Source organism: Wolbachia endosymbiont of Drosophila incompta, assembly GCF_001758565.1.
GTDB lineage: Bacteria > Pseudomonadota > Alphaproteobacteria > Rickettsiales > Anaplasmataceae > Wolbachia > Wolbachia pipientis.
Map to the genome: position 1 here is coordinate 811,746 of NZ_CP011148.1, position 17,707 is coordinate 829,452.

Genomic DNA, 17,707 nt, shown 5'->3' on the forward strand with positions numbered 1-17,707 from the left:
AGCATAAAAGTATAGCTAACGCGAGCTCTACGTCATACCGCCGCGGTATCTCTAGATCCCGCTAACACGTAGCGGGATGACGAACTGCTATACCGCCACGAACCGTCATACCGCGATTCATTCGCGGTANNTCAGCCGCTAACAAGAGATCCCGCTAACAAGTAGCGGGATGACGGTTGTTGTTTAGCTACAAACGTTAAGAAATTTACTAAGCGAAAAAAAAGGCAAAAGAAGCCCCGTGGTTATTATCTGCTTTAAAATATTGGCGTTTTTTATGTTTTAAACGCTTGACAAGCGAAATTCAGTTGCTTTTAATTGCAACTAACCTACGCTGCAAATGTTTAAGAAATTTACCAAGCAGAAAAAAAGACAAAGAATCCCCGAGTTAGCTAGTCTTTTACTATCTCTGTCGAGTATTGGCATTTTTTGATGTCTTGTAACGCTTTATAAGCGCGTTCAGCTTATTTAGATAAAAATCTAGATGTAGATGAAGTTTTGTAAAGACATACAGTATCTATATACTGCAAAAAATTGAACATAAGACGCCGATACATTAAGTAATCCTTACCTTTTAATCTGCAGATTGGCGAAAGCAAATACAATAGCTTCAGTTTCATGATAAGGGCGCTGGCGGAGTTTGTCAAGTAAGTTTTTTGTTTCTATTGAATGACAGTTGTAACCTACGAAAGAAGTCTGTTGTAATTTGTACGATATCTTTATAAAATGGTTCGCATAAGTTATCTAGCAGTGCAACTAAACAAATACAAAAATCAAAACGTCGCAGTTTTTGGTCTTGGTAAAACTGGTTTATCCGCCATTAACGCTCTAACAAAGAGTGGTGGAAGAATATATGCATGGGATGATCATGAAGAGCAAATAGCAAATGCAAAAATGATGTATAAAAAATGTAATTTTATTCATCCCAAGGAATACAATTGGCATGAGGTCAGTGCATTGGTTTTAAGCCCTGGAGTGCCAACAGAGCCACATTGGATAGTAAAACTTGCAAGGAGATTTGATTGCAAAATAAAATCAGACATTGAGCTATTTCTTGAAGCTAAAACTACGAACCAGAAGGTAATAGGCGTCACAGGAACAAATGGTAAATCAACCACTACATCACTAATAGGGCACATATTAAAATCTGCAGGGAAAAAAGTAGCTATTGGTGGAAATTTAGGCGTTCCTGTTTTGGATCTAGAAAGAGATGCAGAAATTTATGTAATCGAACTCTCCTCTTTTCAATTGGAGTTGATGAATGAAATTAACGTGGACATTTCAGCACTGCTCAATATTACACCAGATCACATAGATAGGCATGGAAGTATGGAGAACTACATAGCAACTAAATTAAAACTGATAAACGGTAGTGAGGTTGCCGTAATAGGATGTGACAATGAGATTACTGCTGATATATTCAACAAATTCACTGGAGACAAAATTCCAATCTCAGTAACATATTCCCCGATGTCATTCCAGCGCGTGACGCTGGAATCCAGAAAAGAAAAACCATTGCCAACTACTCAGATGACAGAGGGTGGTGCAAGAGATCTAATATCATTGGCAGGTAACAATTTGCTTGATTATAGTGAACAGATTACTGGTATAGATCGAAATTATCTGGATCCCAGTGTCAGCTACTTGGATGACAAAAGGGGCACTGGGATCCAGAAGATCTCGTTAAAACTAGAGAATCATAGCTTATCAGTAAGCGACGTGAAAATAAACCTAATATCCAACGCAGAAAACATAGCAGCCACATATGCCGTATGTAAGGTACTTGGAGTAGATAGCAACACTATTATCAATGGAATCAAGTCCTTTTCAGGACTGAGGCATAGGAATGAACTGCTTGGCAAAATAAGAAATGTGTTTTTCGTGAACGATAGCAAAGCAACTAATGCAAAATCGAGCGAAAAGGCGATCTTATCTTATGAAAACATAAATTGGATCGCTGGTGGAAGAAGCAAAAAAGGTGGAATAGAATCATTAAGCAAGCATTTTACAAGGGTTAGAAAAGCTTTTCTTATTGGAGAATCAACCGAAGCTTTTGCAAATGTTATGGAGAATAAAGTAGATTATGTTAAATGTTGCAATCTAGAAGATGCATTCAGATTGGCTTTTGCAGAGGCCTTAAATAGCGCAGAAGAAGTAACAATATTACTTTCTCCCGCGTGTGCTTCTTTTGATCAATGGAAAAATTTCGAGGAACGTGGTGAAGCATTTTGTAGAATGTTTGAAAATCTCAGGTACAATCACACATGCTGTTTAGTATGATGTTGCGTGGAACAAAAGTTAATAATAGATAAGCTAATTAGGGTTATTCCATTTGAAGGGATAAGCGATGAAACCCTATTAAAGGTGTGCACTGACCTTAATCTAGCTAATAGCTTTTGCAAATTTCAGAATGGAATATATAGCGCTTTGGAGCACATAGCAGAGGACTTAAATAGCTCAATGGAAGCTGAATTAAGAAATTCTAATTTAGAAGATATGAAAGTGCGAGAGCGAGTAAAGTTAGCTATTCAAATACACCTTTCAAACTATGCTAAGCTACCGAATTATAGAGAACTTTTAAAAAATGTTTTATCATTCTCCGTATCACCAAAAAATACATATTTTTCTAGTAAACTTTTATACAGAACTATTAGTGCGATTTGGTATGGCATTCATGACCAATCAACAGATTTTAACTACTATACAAAAAGAGCAATATTAGCTGGAGTGTACTTAAGTACGATACTTTTTTTTATCAATGATTATTCAGAAGATTTTGTGGATACTTTATCGTTTCTTGATAACCGTATCAACAATGTCATGACATTTCAAAAATTCAAAACTCGCTTAAAAGGAATCATAGGAAATTTCTTATAAGCTATTGATTGTTGGTAGAAAAGTACTTGAGCACGATCCTGAAAAGGTTTGTGAAAATAAAAATATTCATGCTGATCATAAAGAACATTTAGTTTATTGTGAGGATAATAATGGTACAACAAAATACACCAGTTACGAAGAAAAAGAAAATAAATTTATTGAAGAAGCACATGAACATTTAATAGACTCTGAATTTAATAAAAATTTTGATCTAGGGCAGTACAGAATAAGTAATTTCTCCGGAAACTTGACGAAAATAGAACTGGAACTCATCAATGAAAAGTATATGCAAGTTTAAGTTGATAGAGAAAGAAAAATTATTCTTGCTATACCGTAAATACGTTCCAAGATTATACTAAAGTCTTTATTGCACTCAAAACCTTCGTTTTTCCTAATCTCTAGAATTATCAATGCATCATCACTTAACCAGCCTGAGTTAGCTAGTCCATTCAACGTTGATTCAACTAGATTGCTATTGTAAGGTGGGTCTATAAAAACTATGTCGCATTTTGAAATAGGTTTTGGTAAGCAGTTAGCACTGCAGCAAATTAGCGTAACATTGTCCGTAATTCCAAAATCTTCTGCTGTTTTTTTAGGCAGTTGCAAATTGTAATAATCTGAATCCACCATGAATGCATGTTTAGCGCCGCGAGAAAGCGCTTCAAATGAAAAAGAGCCACTTCCGCAGAACAAATCAAGTACATTCAAGTTATAAATAGGTTTTCTTGAGGAAAGTATACTAAATATTGCTTCTCGAACAATACTCATAGTTGGTCGTGCAGCTAAATGCTTACCTGTAGTTATTTTTCTTCCGCGATATTTGCCTGCAATGATGCGTAGCATATTAAATAAGCTCCAAAATAATTAATTATTTATACTATATGATTAATGTCAATATGGCTTTAGCAGTTTAATAGAGAGAAGCTATCGAGTCGCTTGTAAGAAAAACACAAACACAAGACTCATCAGTTATCTTTTTCTGATTTGCCTGCTGCATTAATTGCTTGACCAATCTCATCTTGTAAATCATCATGATCATTTTTTTCATCATGATTTAGCCCTTCAATTCTGCTTTCTAACTCTAACTTAATTATAGTATTGATTTTATCTATATTATCAAGAAAGCCTCTACATTCTTCTTCACTATACTCTTCACCAGATGCTTTTTTTTCAATAAATAGGTTTTTAAATCCTGCTAGATCAGAATTCTGATCGGTATTTAGTACAACATTTCTCTCTATGAAGCTAAGATCTGACAGCAGTAAGCTAACCTCTAACAGATCTTCACTTTTCACGCTTTTAAGGTCTTCAAGACTTTCTAAAATACTAAACACCTTAATCCTTTCTTGTACAATCTCTTTGTCTTCCTTATCAAATTCAGACAATAAACTATGATTATCTACAAATTTCTCACTCAAAGCTTTATTCAATTTAGCAAAATTGACATCCTTGTCAAGTGATGTGTTATCCCGCAACAAGTCTACCCTTGCCCTACGCGCATTTAAAATGTCGTCGTAGTCATTTAACTTTATGTTGCCATCTTTGTCTTGCTGCAATTTATAATAATCAAGGCCTTTGAAATTTTTATTAGTCTTCATCTTCAATCCTCTTCTCATCTCCTTTTGCATCTGGTTTCCTCATTGGTTCCGGTAATTTCCTTTTACTGTCTTCTCGATTTCTTTTTTCCTCTCTTTCAGCACATTTTTTTATAGCTTCCTGGGTATTCATTTCAAAAAGTGCCTTAACGTACTCTTCTGGATTTTTTGGTTCTTTAAATAAAGGCTTAAGATTATAAACTTCGTCTTTTCGATCTCTTTCTTCTTTTCTTCTAGCTCTTTCAGCACGTTTTTCTACAGCTTCTGGAGTGTTCATTTCAAAAAGTGGTGAGAGGTTGTAAACTTTATCTTGATTTCTTCTGCCTTCTCTTTCAGCACGTTTTTCCATACCTTCAAAAGCAGATCCAAAATCATCAATTTCATCTGAACCTTTTGGTTCCGTGCCTAAATTTCGTGTCACTTCATTTGATTGATCAGGCTTATCTTCTTCTGTTGGCTGATCATGCTGTAGTTGATTAGGCTTGTCTTCTTGTTCTGTGCTTAGTTCTCGTACTACCTTATCTGGCTGACCTCCCCCTCGTAGTCGAAGAGGGTCGCCTTCTTCTAGTGGCTGATCATGGTTATCTCTTACTAGTTCCGTGCCTAACTCTCGTTCTACCTTATTTGATTGATCAGGATTGTCTTTTTCTGGTTCTCTCTTACGGCCGATAGTGTAATCATGAAGCTTCTCTAAGAAATCTCGCCTATATTCTTTTGCTCTATAGAGTAGGTTATGATCATAGCCATGCTTTCCTATAGAGTCAAGACCATGCTCCCAAGTAAACTTCATAGCATCTTCTATTGTATAGCCCAAATGTGATCCTACGTATCCTTTATAATAATCTAAATATTTACCGATCCTTCTGTGTGTAATATCTTCCTTATCAACTCCAAATGCCCTGTAAATTTTTTCCTCGAGCTTATCAACATCATTTTCAGGCGATGTTGCAAACCTCGTTGCTTCAATAGTAGCACCTACAAATTTACGTGGCACATCAATAGCGTATTTCAGCACTCCTCCAACTCTTGGTACTCTCCCCAGCAGATTAGCTGCACCTCCGGCTAATCTATCCGGTAAATGAGTAGCCCAACTGCCTAAAGACTCAAGTCCTCTACCAGCAAAATTTTGCCACTGCTGTTTGAATCCTTCCATTATGCCAGTCAAAGGCGATGCCTGATACATACTAGATATATTGTAAACGCTGAATCCACCACCAGCGATACTTGAGCCCATTTGTTGTACGAACGTGCGTAAGGAGAACATTAAAAATGAAAGCAAGAATAGTATAAAGATTTCCCCTGCATTGATTAAATAACCTCTCTGTATGTCTTGCACCCTTTGGTAATCGCTATTTTCTTGATAATTTTTGCAATCCTCACAATCTTTACATTTCTGACAGTATTCACTGTTGGGATCCTTATATAAATCATGAAGTTTCAGTATTCTACAACCTTGTTTTTCTACCGCACTCCGCACTAAAGATCTTATTTCATTAATTATTTCCCTATAACTATTGCATTTATTTATATCTTGACAGTAGCGTTTTATTATTTCACTAACATCACCTATCCTTTTCTCTATATTGTTGATCAGTAATATAATGTCAGCCCTCTCTGATGCATGAGATAAACTATTTGTTAAGCGCACTAGATCTTTTTCACTACAGCCATTACTAACTACCATATCACTTTCTGCAATATAGTGGTCTGCTGGATTATCTTTAGTTCCAGGAATTGGATTAAAGAAAGGATAATCTATATAACGAAACCCTTTTATATGTTCACCATTTTTATCTTTAGGGTAATCTGGTGGAAGCGGGATATATCCAGCACCACCAGTAAATTTTATTGTACCACCTTCTCTGCTTATCTTTTCTATACCTTCTATACTTTTATCTATGTTAAGAGAAGAAGCTTCTCCAAGAGTGTAAGGTACAAAAATTTGCCCTGGGGTCCAACCAAAGTACTGCTTATCAACGATACAAAAACCGCCAAACACCCATTTTGGAGCACATAACTTTACCTCGAACCATTTATTGTAGCATACAGTAAAACCTAGTTGTCTATAAAAGGTGTTCATTATCATTGAAGCCAACAATGACAAGAGAGTAAATATCATAATCGATTGTAAACAAAAACTGATGCAGAATTTTATCCAACCTTCAAATAGACTTTTCAGCGGTGAAAATAAAATAGAAATTAGAAACAGTGGCATGATAGCTATAAGAAAAGCTATACCCATAAAGCCAGAGAGAAATATTATGTAAGCATACAAGCACAACAAGAAGTATAGTACAATCCCTATGAAAATTGCCGGTATCATAAGAAGGCTTGCCCACATTTGGTAATGTAAAAACGCTGCAAACTTTTTCCAAACAGAATAAGCAAAAAATTTATTGAACATGTCCTCCATGAAGCTAAACAACTTAGCTTCATCTCCTTGAGCAATACTTCCGGTGTTCATGTTGGGAGCAAAGTTAGTAATTACACTTATCAATTGTTCAAGACCTTTAACGAATAAAACAAGAAAATGATCATAGAAAAATCTAAAACTTCCAGGAGATATAAGCACTATTACTAGAGTGATTTTCATCATTCTGATGAGCATATCATGCTTAGTTTCTCGTATCATGCCAAAAAGATAAAGAAGCGATGAAATCATTACAAATAGAACAAGCAAGGAAAGAACAAAATTGTGAAAGCTCGTACTTTTTTCAGCTATATTTTCGAACATAGCTTGTGCAACTGCAGGATCATTGCTATTAAAATGTTCTTTGCAATTTTCGTTAATCAATAATACACATTTTAGATAGTTATAAATGTAATCAAAAAACCCAAAACTACTTGGCTGCTGCACTCCACTTAAGAACTCAAAAGAGTAGCCACCTACATTATCTAAGTAATATCTATCTAATATTTTTACATATATTTTCCATCCCTTTTTTAACTTCAACTCATTACAATTTCTGTCCTTTAATTTAGTGTTATCTCTGTCTAAAGTAAAAAACCCATTGTCGCCCTCTGCTGTGGAGTTATAACCTAGATGTACAGTAGGATATTGAGGATCGCGCATTAACTTTAGATTTTCGTTAGGATCATCTTTCCCCGTTTGAAACAAAAGATAAGCACCATGACCGTTGGTAAACCAACATGGAGCACCACGTGATACTGTATTTGCACTATCATCTTCATTAATGCACTTGCAATTTACAGTGCAACTTGCATTAGGCTTACTTGAAAATTTTTGTATGCTAGGTTTATAATCATTACAAACTAAGTGAAAATTAGGTAAACTATTATCACTTTGTTTACCTTCAAATTTAGTTGCATATTTTAACTGCTCCAAGCTTTGTAAGGTATAACTGCCTTTTTTAGATTCCTTCTTGTTATTATTACTCCAAGATGTCCATGCACCATTAACTCGCACTTTTAAACTATCTCCATTGGTTTCGAGTCCGGTATCCTCCCACTTCACCACTTGGTTATGGTGAAAACCATAATTAATTTCGCCAGTTTCAGGATCAATAACTTCTCCATCTCCTGGAATAAACGCATCGTGGTCGCTTGAAAAATGAGCGCTTACTGCAATAGGTTTAGGACCAAAATAGTCAGCAGATATACACCTTGGAAAAGGCATATCGTTTTTACTACAACCTGTGATCAGCACATAAGCTGCAAGAAGTAATACCCTAAACCAACATTTGCCTAAACGTGATTGCATATCTAAACTTTTTCCAAATACAGAATAAATTTCTAAAACTTTACTTAAAATATCTTTTTAATTAGTTACTCCATAATATCATTTATATCTTACTCCTCTCCATTTTCTTCCTTGTTTTTAGCTTTAGCACTAGGATCACTTCTTATTGTTTCATCAGAATTTTTTTGCTGATCTGATTGTTTTAATGTTTCAGGTCTATCACTCGTTGTTTTATCAGAACTTCCTTTAGAATCTTCTTTTTTGTCTGGTTGCTTTGGCGTGTTAGGTAATTTAGCCTCAATTTTTCCCCGATCTTTACTCATTTTCTGCTTGATACTCTGTATCATACTTTGGGTCTTATCATCAAGGCCAACGGTTGACAGCATAGCTTGCGATGCGCTCTTAGCAACTGTACCAACACCGCCAGTAACTCCATAACCAGAGCTAAATAGTGTTTGTACCATAGTTTCCGATATAGAAACAAAAGCTTCCATTGCACCGGCAATAATGAGGTATATAAACGCCTGGATTAGGTCTATAGGTAATGCTGCAAAGTGTCCACCAGCCCTTTCTCCGGTACTGAGTGCAACATCAACGCTAGTGCCAGGACTGTATCCAAGAGGCAGTATTGATTTCATCAAGCACAGATCATACGATAAGAAATTTACGCTAATTAAACATTGATAGCATGCAGAAAAATTTGTGAGGTTATATAAAACTGAATACATCAACTGATTTAAAAGAGATAAAAATGAAAATAAAATGACTGGTTCTAATGAAACATGAGCCAACGTTTTTATCCAATTATCAAACAAGGGTTTAGTCTTTTGAAATAGAATAAATACGATAAATAAAGGTGTTAATGACAGTAAAAACGCCACTAGAACAGTAGATATTACATATTTAAACGTAGCGCTAATAATGCATTTTAAGAAAATAAAAGTAGCGTAGAGTATTGCCAAAAATGCAATAAAGCCAAAAGGACCAGAGAGCATCAATGATAAAAACTTTAACCAAGTTTCTGCTGTGAATAATACTCCTGCTGTCAAGTCTAAGAATGCAAATTTTCTCCCCCCTTCCCCTATATAGCCAGAAAAGCTATCAACCAAATAAGTGCTACCATCTATAAAAAGTCTGGATAAAGTTGTACCAAAAAGTTCCCAGCTTCTATCGCTAAAGGCAAAAGCTATAAATGCTATCTTGAACATTCTTACAATGAAATCAAATTTACTTAGCTGTATTGTTCCAAGCATATAGCCAATGACAGTAAATATAATGTATAGAGTAAGTAAAGCTCTTACCCCCTGAAGAAGACCTCTTGCATATCCTTTGTATGAATCTTTAACGCTGTCCCCAATTACTTCTTCTTTTATAAATTTAAATACCCCGTTTACATTCGATGAAATAAAATCATTAATTTTTCTTTTGACAAATAAAGTTACACTATACTTATTGTTTTCGTAATATTTGCCATTTTTGTCCGTAATGTCATCTTTCTCTACGTTGCTTACATTGATGCCGAAATATATCTTCTTAGGTTTGCATTCATCTGTTATAGGTTTTTTGTCTTTGCATTCATCTGTTAAAAGACCTCCATCTATTATATAATATACCTTATCCTTTGTTTTATCTAAGTGCTCTACTTTTTTGAAATCATTAGTCTTTGGAGCAGATGGATCCCCTGGCGGGTTATCACCCAAATACACATACAGTTTTTCACCATTGATATATTCACACGATCTAGTCACTTTAACATGGTACCCGCCCCTATTAGCTCCATAGTAACCATAATCTGCTATAGCAAGCATCACACTACTACCATATTTTACATTGTCATTTACTGCATAGTCACTATTTAATTTCAGAGAAAAATCCTCGAAATTGTCACTAATTTGCGAACACACATTATCCTTTCTTGCACCTACTTCATTATCTGGAAGACATTGCATACCTTTATCAGTATCTTGATCACCAAGATCACCAATTTTTGCAACAAGAGCCTCAGCCCAAGATTTATCATCTTCAGTAAAACTACCTGCTTTAACATTCCCTTCCATTTTTTCTAGATAAGAATACATATCACATTTATTTCCTTTATCGTACTTCTTATACCTTATAGAGGAGACACAGTTCCGTTCTCCTGCTCGACCTGAATCATAGCTCCATATACCTTTTCTAGTATAGCATATATTCTGATAGTAACAATTAAGCTCATAAGAACTGTACTTTTTTTTCTCATCCAAACTACAGTTTTTTCCATCACATAACTCATTCAATCCTATTTTAGCTCGGCGTAAATCGAACAGCGAGCCATGTATCCATGGTTCGTTGTTTTTAACATAACCTTTATTAAAATGTACCTTATTATCATATGGAGTGTACCCATTGCCAACTAGCACTTTGCTTTCCTTTGCTTTTGTTTTATCAAGAGGTAAAAATTTTATTTTATTTCTCTTTCCATCCTTGCCCTCACAAAAAAATTCCTCTCCCTCTTGCTTGCTAACATTCAATATTTCACTTTCTGACACTTTTTCACCTCCTTCTTCAGCTCTATAACAATTGTCATCAAAGCTGATACCTTTCCCTCCTGGATTGTCATAATCAATTGTTATTTTTTTGGGAACTAAGCTAAAGCTTAACTTATCACCAGGATTTACTTTAATTCCAGTGTCTACATAACGTCTATTGCTGCCAAATCCTTTACCACCGCACAATTCGTTTTTATTTACGCCTTTTTCATCAACGCCATAATTATTAGGCACATCGTTAATATTTGCAGCTTTACTATAATTTGGTTCTGAGCCATCAGCACAAAAGCTAGCTGGCACAAGTACTTTCCTTGGATTTTTGTCTTCTTTAAAAGGGCAAAAATTTACTGATCCATCGAGGGTGAATTTGATTTCCTCACCCTTACTAATTACTTGACCAGAATCAACCCAATGAATTTTAACTTCTTCACCAGCTTTATGAACTGGAACATCCACGTTAACACTAGTGTTTCTGCTCTGCAACCCAGGTTCGACACAATCCATGTTACAACCAGTGATTGCAAGACACAGTATCAACAATAGTGATCTTTTACTTATCATTGCTGTCTTCCTGGTGGTGGTATCTGAGGCGTTGACCTTTGAGTCCCTTGTGGTATTTGAGGTCTTGACGTACCTGACTGTTGAGAAGCACCTCCTCTTTCTCTTCTTTGAACGCTTTGTTCATCTAACCCTACTGTTCCCATTAAGCTTTGTTGATACTGTCTTCCAGGTTCGCTTGGTACATAAGCACCAAACAACGAGTCAGATATTGTCGAAGAAGCTTCAACTAAAGCTTTCATAGCGTGTCCCAAAATAACAAAAGCCATCATAGCGGTAATATTAGGTGTATATTTGGAAGCATAACCATAAAAAATACAAGGGTTAAAAATCTTTAAGTTAATATTAAGTATACATGTAGAGCAGACCTCAAAATCAAATACTGAATACACAATATAATCCATAACCTGGCTTATCAGTGATATAAAAATTAAAAGCACTACTGGATGAATCGCAAATCTTGCTAAATTTTTAACCCAGTTGTGAAACATCTGCCTAGTATACGCAAATAAAAGACAAATAATAAAAATAGGTGCTAAAGAAAGCAATAACGCAACTATTGCTATAGATGTAATAAAAGAAAATAAGGCATTAAAAATAGATAAGCTCACTGTGATTAAACCCCAAATCACCAAGCAAAAAGATACAATGCCCAAAGGGCCAGAAAATATAAGAGATACTATTAACAATACTGAATGCGATGACAAGAACCTATTGAGCGGCAAATCAAGAAACTCAAAAACATTTGAAGTAGTGCCTCTAAAATTTGCTATTTCTATTAGTTGTTTTGGAGTGTTAATAAATATAGAGAATGCGTTGTTATAAAAAAAGTCCCAGCTATTATCCTGCAATAGCTGGGCGATGATTCCTATCTTTACGCATATAATTAAAAACTCATATATAGAAATATGAGTTAATCCAAAAAAGTAATAAAGAGTATATAAGATTATATATAGTACTAATAGTGATATTATAGTAGATCTAATGGTATTTGTTCTGCTTGATTTTATAAAACTTTCGTAAAGAGACTTTACAGGACTAGTATCAGAGTGAATTGCGTTAGGGTCTTTATAATTAGAGCCGAAAAATGCAGTTTTCACTTTTTCATCAAAGAAATTATATATTGCACTAAAAGTTTTTGTAGGTGGCTCTTTAGTTGTTAGGTTAATACTAAATTGACCTTCATTTTTGTAATCGCAGCCATGGTCTCTTATTCCGTAATATATGGTGCCTGTTTTGTCTTTTAATTTTCCTTTCAAGTTTTCCATGTCATGAACTTTGCTGATATCTACAGATATATCCGCTTGATTTTCACCAGGCTTATGCTCAGGGAATTTATCGGAAACACTTATATACAAGCTATTTTCCAGACTATGGTTCTTCGTTACTCTTATGTTGAACCCGCCTTTGTCATTTGTATTGTAGCACCTCTTGTCATTTCTGCTACATAGACTAAAAGTTAAACTTGGTATTTGATGGTCATTCTCCATCTTATGATCACAACTAGTACATAAACCACCACCTGGAATGTGTTCAAGAGTTTCATTATCCATACCAACTTTTAGAAATGTAATGTCAGTTTTTACCTGTTTTCCCTTTAATACGTTACTAATAATTTCAGCAACAACAGATTCACCACTAGAATTTAAAGCATTGAATAGCTCAATTTCTATATTATTATATTCAATATACACGCAATCCTCGCCTCTACGACCAGAAGAAAATTTACATATACGTCTACAGAGTGAATTTAAAATGTGCGTATCTATCTTACTTGCACTGCTCTCTGAAAGCTTACTGCAATCTATATTCTCTCCTTGTTTTATAGAGTTAATAATATTTTCAATTTCCTTTTTTCTTTCATCTTGATCTAACTTCGAAAACCAGTACTCTCTTCCACTCAACCATTGCGCATCGCCTATTATATATTTATTAGGACATATCCCATCCTTGCCACCTTGGCATTTCTCTTGATTTAAAACATGTGCAAAATGTTCCGTTTCTTGCTCGCTACACTTTTCGTCGATTTTCAAATACCTGATTTTTGTCTCACTCTCTTTATCTTTACACACTTTACTTCCAATCACACTAAAGCTTATCGTATCGCCTTTTTTAAGTGCAAATGGTAATGCAACGTCATTTCTCCCAGGCCCAATTGCAAAATCTGCATACTGCTTAGGACAAAAATTAACCTTACTAGGCACTATATCAATCTCTGTTACTCTTATTCTATCTGAGATATTAACACCAGAATCAACCCATTTCTGCTCTGTTGACACTATATCTAGTTTTTCACGCAAACCTGATAAATTTTCTGGCTTAATACAGTGATGTTCCCCGCAGCCTGACAGAAAAAAAAACGGTATTATCAGCAAAAATTTTAGCATAAATCCAACTCATTCAGTGCTTTTGTTAACACTCTCGGAGCTACTAGAACCAGAACCTCGAGATTTACTCTTGTCTCCACCACTCAACTTCTTAGCAGCAGCACCAGCAACTCCAGCAACACCCCCAGCAGCAGCTTTGGCAGCAGATAAAGCTTTGCCCACTATTTGTCCAGGTGTCTGACCTGAGCCAAGTGCTGCTCTATGGTTACCAGCAAGTTCAGCAGCCATGCCAGGAAGAATGTTTAAAAAGTGGTAAAAGAGGAATAATACTAAACACAATTTTAATAATTCTCCGATGAGAGAGCTGCCAAACTCCATGTATGTAAAGTCGAATAGACCAAGTATGCTGCTCTTTTTAAAGCTATAATTTTGCATCATACATGCAAGAGTAGTTTCATTTTTATCACATTCCCCATCTTTCAATTTAAACCACTGTTTTTTCTTACTATATGAGATTTCTGCTTGTTTCTTTTCATATGACTTGTCCGGTTGTTCATTTTTATATGACTCGTCCAGTTCAAAATTTAAATTTTTAAAATAGATTTTATCACATGCTATGAACATAAAGGACAAAAACGCAAAAAGGATAACCGGGTATAAGCTATAGGTAATCAACTCTTTCACCCAGCCTTCAAAATATCCTTTGGTGTGTTGGAATAAAACCATAGGAATGAACAAAGGTGATAAAATGATGATTACACTTAAAGCAACTAGAGATAAAATAAATACATAGCACAGCCAGAAAATAACCATCATCATCAGAACGGCCATAAATATACAGACAAGAGCTACTAAAATTTGTCCACCAGCAAAAATAATACCGATTACCGAACCTGCAACTAATAAGACAGGAGCAGCACCAAGCAAGACTGCTAACGTTGCAACACCTCCAGTACCAATTTTGCCACCAATTCCATCTAAAGGGGCACCTAAATAAAATAAAATTCTACAATCAAGCCTATCCCAAGGTGCAAGATAACTGTAAGATACCCTCTTTCCTGCACGAGTATATTCATAATCTGTACCTGCTTTATAATTACATATGCCTTTACTTTCAGATGATGCTTTTAGCACTATCTCTGACAAACCATTTGAGAGACGAGTTAATTCTCCATAATAATGAGACATGGTACTGCCTGTTGTGAAGTAAATCACTAAAGCGAATTTTATGATCAACATATACATTTCTTGAGGCCTCTGAACTCCACCAGACATGGCTTTTATAGAGAACAGTATTAAAGCTAAAACTAAAACAGCAGTTACAGTGTTTTTCAGCCTTTTCTGTGCTACAGATATAAAACTCTCACCATTTGGTGCACCTTTACCTGCAACTAAATTATCTAACGATTCCTTAATGCATTGCACTATCATAGAAGTTACGGGAATAGGAGCTAATGATTTACTCCCTGCCTGGTTATAACAAGCTTCAGAAACATACGAGCTAAAACAGCCAGCATTATCATAACCTACAAAAATTTTCCCCCCTTGTCCGTTGAGTCTTTTTTCTTTAGATCTGATAATAGTTTTATAGTCATCATTATTACCAATAGGAACTTTTTCCTCTCCTGTACCATCTTTATTTTTGAATATCATCACAGATTTTTCACACATAGGAGCAAGTGGGTCAGGTGGCAATTCCGTGCACCCCATATCAACCCCTTGCGGCCAAGGAGTCATTTCGATACCAAGCATGCTAACACTGGCTAACTCCACACATAATCTGCCCGTTTTTCTCACTGCTTTGAATGTAGCTCCATGTATGGGTTCGCTCTGTCCTGCTTTGAGAACTCTACATTCCAGACCACCATCAACCTTCGAGGACCATGACCCATCTACGTATCCAGTGTCTTTCTCCCTGACATCAAAGTCTATGTATCCAGGTTTTCCTCTGGAATTAAAGTCTACCTTATTAAAAAGATTACCAAAAGTTAAAGGGTTTCGATGACATACTTCTATATATTCACTGTATTGCACACCATTTTTTGGCCAGTAATAACTCTCTGTACTCTCCTGAACGTTAGAATTTAAGGCTTCTTTTTCTGCTCTTTTCCCGTCATAATCTTTTTTGTTCACGTCTTCCCGAGCTTTATTTTGCAAACAAGAAAAATATTCCTCTTCTGTTTGGTAATTTTCATTGGTGCAGCCACTATAACCTGTGTCTTCTAATTTAAAATTTTTGTATTTTCCATCATGATCACGTGCAACTGGGTGTTTAACAAAACTATGTTCACAAACAACAAGCCCTCCTATCGCTTTCCAGACTCCAACAATTGCAGCTATCATTCCAACAATAACAAGAGCGGTAAACAAACCAGCAGAAGAAACGATCAAAACAATGCCAGTAAATATTGCGCCAACAGCAATCGCTATTCCAGCAAGTGCTGCAGCTGTTTTAAACGCTCCACAATCAGGATTAGAGGCACGACTAAAACTGCCAGTGGAATTAAATCTGCTAACAAATTCTGTCTTGTCAGTACCACTTACTCCATCTGCAAGCACTGGATATGAGAGTAAAAAGTCTATATTTAGTAAAAATATCGCAATTAATAGCAATGACAGCTTAGTCTTAAACATTTTTTACCTTCTGATAAAATATAGGCAACCATACTTTTGGGTTGTCCCCAACTTCATTTAATATATCGTGTAACAATAGAACACTTTCTGCACGTCCGGATAATACGTTGATTATATCATCCAGGCCTTTTAAGTCTATTCTAGCTACTACAGCATTGACTCCTTGTTTCACCAAAAAGAATCTAGTACTCGGATCTGTGTGCTTAATTAATATATATTCACGTTCAGTTAACATAAAAACATCCCGATAGACACTAGTAGCTTTCAGATTTGGTAAAAAAATCTGTGTCGCTGTTTGTTGTACAAGCGTATCGCTAATAGTACTTTTACTTGCATCCTCAACACTCTGAGTAGCAAAAATCACAAAAGCATTTAGTTTTCTCAGTACCTTCAACCAGTCTTTTATCTTGGGTGCAAAAACTGGATTATCTATTAACGCCCATGCCTCATCAAGAACGATAATAGATGGAGTGCCATCAAGAGATATACTAATCCTATGAAATAAATAAATCAAGACCGGTCCAAGAGCAACAGGATCTTTGAGCAAGCTAGCCATCTCAAAACCAAATACTCTTGCTCGTGAAAAATCTAGCAAATCTTCTTTATTGTCAAATATTGCAGCATGAGAACCATTATCATGCCACATAGATATTGCCCCAGCTAGAGTATCAGGACCTGCAAGCCCTAAAAACGGTACGAGGTTTCTCAAGAATCTGTCTTCTTTTCTTAATTTAAAATTTCCTTCAATTGCATCATTAATTCGTGCAATATCTTCTGAAGTAAATTTATCATTATATACCGAAATTAAAGACTTTATCCACTCCATTAAAAATGTTCTATTATCAGAGGTATCATCAAGTTGTAAAGGATTAAAATTTGTTTTAGTTCTTGGTTCTATTACAGTATAGATACCACTAAGTGCTCTTAAGAAAATCTCTGCACCGCGATCTTTATCAAAAAAGAATATCCTTGGAGAAAACTTCATCGCTTGGGCACACAGGAAATTCATTAAAACAGTTTTACCAGCACCAGTTGGGCCAATTATCATAGTGTGTCCAACATCCCTTATATGAAAGTTGAAAAAAAATGGAGTACCAGATGTCGTGTCAAAAACTGTAACGGCATCTCCCCAGTGGTTATTGAATTTATTACCAGTAGGATAATTATGTTGAGATGCAAATCCAGCCAAATTAAGACTACTTATTGTAGCTTTTCTCACTATATAATCGAAATTACCAGGAATTTGCGCCCAAAATGCTGGTTCAAGGTTAACTCTCTCACGTATAGGGTAAACACCGCAATTAGAAAGCTCTGATTCTACCAACGACAGAGCGTTATCCAATGATTTAGGACTTTTTTCTATACATAAAATAGTCAGGTGATGTTGACCAAACGCAATCTTACCACTCATTGCGTCATCAAGCGCTTGAGAAATTTCTGCTATTTGAGAAATAGCTTTATCTGCAGACTGTATCATTCGATTTTGCTGTA

At 35.6% G+C, this 17,707-nt stretch carries 9 protein-coding genes and 1 pseudogene; 3 read left to right on the forward strand and 7 right to left on the reverse strand.

Going from position 1 to position 17,707, the window contains the following annotated elements:
* Positions 1–723 precede the first annotated feature (723 nt).
* The 3 genes and pseudogenes from WG67_RS03620 to WG67_RS03630 form a co-directional block, all read left to right on the forward strand.
* A complete protein-coding gene (locus tag WG67_RS03620) occupies positions 724–2,277 on the forward strand; it encodes a Mur ligase family protein (protein ID WP_070356921.1) in 1,554 nt (517 codons plus the stop codon).
* 6 nt (positions 2,278–2,283) lie between these two features.
* Positions 2,284–2,874: a COQ9 family protein gene (locus WG67_RS03625; protein WP_010082414.1), complete on the forward strand. Its 591-nt coding sequence runs from the start codon at positions 2,284–2,286 to the stop codon at positions 2,872–2,874.
* 22 nt (positions 2,875–2,896) lie between these two features.
* Positions 2,897–3,172, forward strand: a pseudogene (locus WG67_RS03630) (hypothetical protein); the annotation flags it as partial.
* On the opposite strand, the gene rsmD reads toward WG67_RS03630, so the two are convergent.
* The 7 genes from rsmD to WG67_RS08535 all read right to left on the reverse strand — a co-directional run.
* Entirely contained in the window at positions 3,169–3,717 is a 549-nt protein-coding gene (gene rsmD, locus WG67_RS03635) for a 16S rRNA (guanine(966)-N(2))-methyltransferase RsmD (protein WP_010082416.1), read from the reverse strand. The pseudogene WG67_RS03630 and the gene rsmD overlap by 4 nt on opposite strands.
* A gap of 122 nt (positions 3,718–3,839) precedes the next feature.
* Complete coding sequence (locus WG67_RS03640; RefSeq protein WP_010082417.1) at positions 3,840–4,472, reverse strand: WD_0853 family protein; 633 nt, start codon at positions 4,470–4,472, stop codon at positions 3,840–3,842.
* Positions 4,462–8,190: a type IV secretion system protein gene (locus tag WG67_RS03645; protein ID WP_070356923.1), complete on the reverse strand. Its 3,729-nt coding sequence runs from the start codon at positions 8,188–8,190 to the stop codon at positions 4,462–4,464. Before WG67_RS03645 ends, WG67_RS03640 begins: the two co-directional genes overlap by 11 nt.
* Before the next feature lie 89 nt (positions 8,191–8,279).
* Positions 8,280–11,258, reverse strand: coding sequence for a TrbL/VirB6 family protein (locus WG67_RS03650; protein WP_070356924.1), 2,979 nt, complete (start codon positions 11,256–11,258; stop codon positions 8,280–8,282).
* Positions 11,255–13,642: a TrbL/VirB6 family protein gene (locus WG67_RS03655; RefSeq protein WP_070356925.1), complete on the reverse strand. Its 2,388-nt coding sequence runs from the start codon at positions 13,640–13,642 to the stop codon at positions 11,255–11,257. The genes WG67_RS03650 and WG67_RS03655 overlap by 4 nt, the downstream gene beginning before the upstream one ends.
* A gap of 9 nt (positions 13,643–13,651) precedes the next feature.
* Positions 13,652–16,216, reverse strand: coding sequence for a TrbL/VirB6 family protein (locus WG67_RS03660; RefSeq protein WP_070356926.1), 2,565 nt, complete (start codon positions 16,214–16,216; stop codon positions 13,652–13,654).
* A partial coding sequence (locus tag WG67_RS08535; RefSeq protein ID WP_458694904.1) for a VirB4 family type IV secretion/conjugal transfer ATPase occupies positions 16,209–17,707 on the reverse strand: 1,499 nt, incomplete at its 5' end. The genes WG67_RS03660 and WG67_RS08535, both read right to left, overlap by 8 nt.

Bases quoted from the DNA above. Each gene is read 5' to 3' on its own strand.
- WG67_RS03620 (WP_070356921.1), top strand. From the start codon at position 724: ATGGTTCGCATAAGTTATCTAGCAGTGCAACTAAACAAATACAAAAAT.
- rsmD (WP_010082416.1), bottom strand. From the start codon at position 3,717: ATGCTACGCATCATTGCAGGCAAATATCGCGGAAGAAAAATAACTACA.
- WG67_RS03640 (WP_010082417.1), bottom strand. From the start codon at position 4,472: ATGAAGACTAATAAAAATTTCAAAGGCCTTGATTATTATAAATTGCAG.
- WG67_RS03645 (WP_070356923.1), bottom strand. From the start codon at position 8,190: ATGCAATCACGTTTAGGCAAATGTTGGTTTAGGGTATTACTTCTTGCA.
- WG67_RS03650 (WP_070356924.1), bottom strand. From the start codon at position 11,258: ATGATAAGTAAAAGATCACTATTGTTGATACTGTGTCTTGCAATCACT.
- WG67_RS03655 (WP_070356925.1), bottom strand. From the start codon at position 13,642: ATGCTAAAATTTTTGCTGATAATACCGTTTTTTTTTCTGTCAGGCTGC.
- WG67_RS03660 (WP_070356926.1), bottom strand. From the start codon at position 16,216: ATGTTTAAGACTAAGCTGTCATTGCTATTAATTGCGATATTTTTACTA.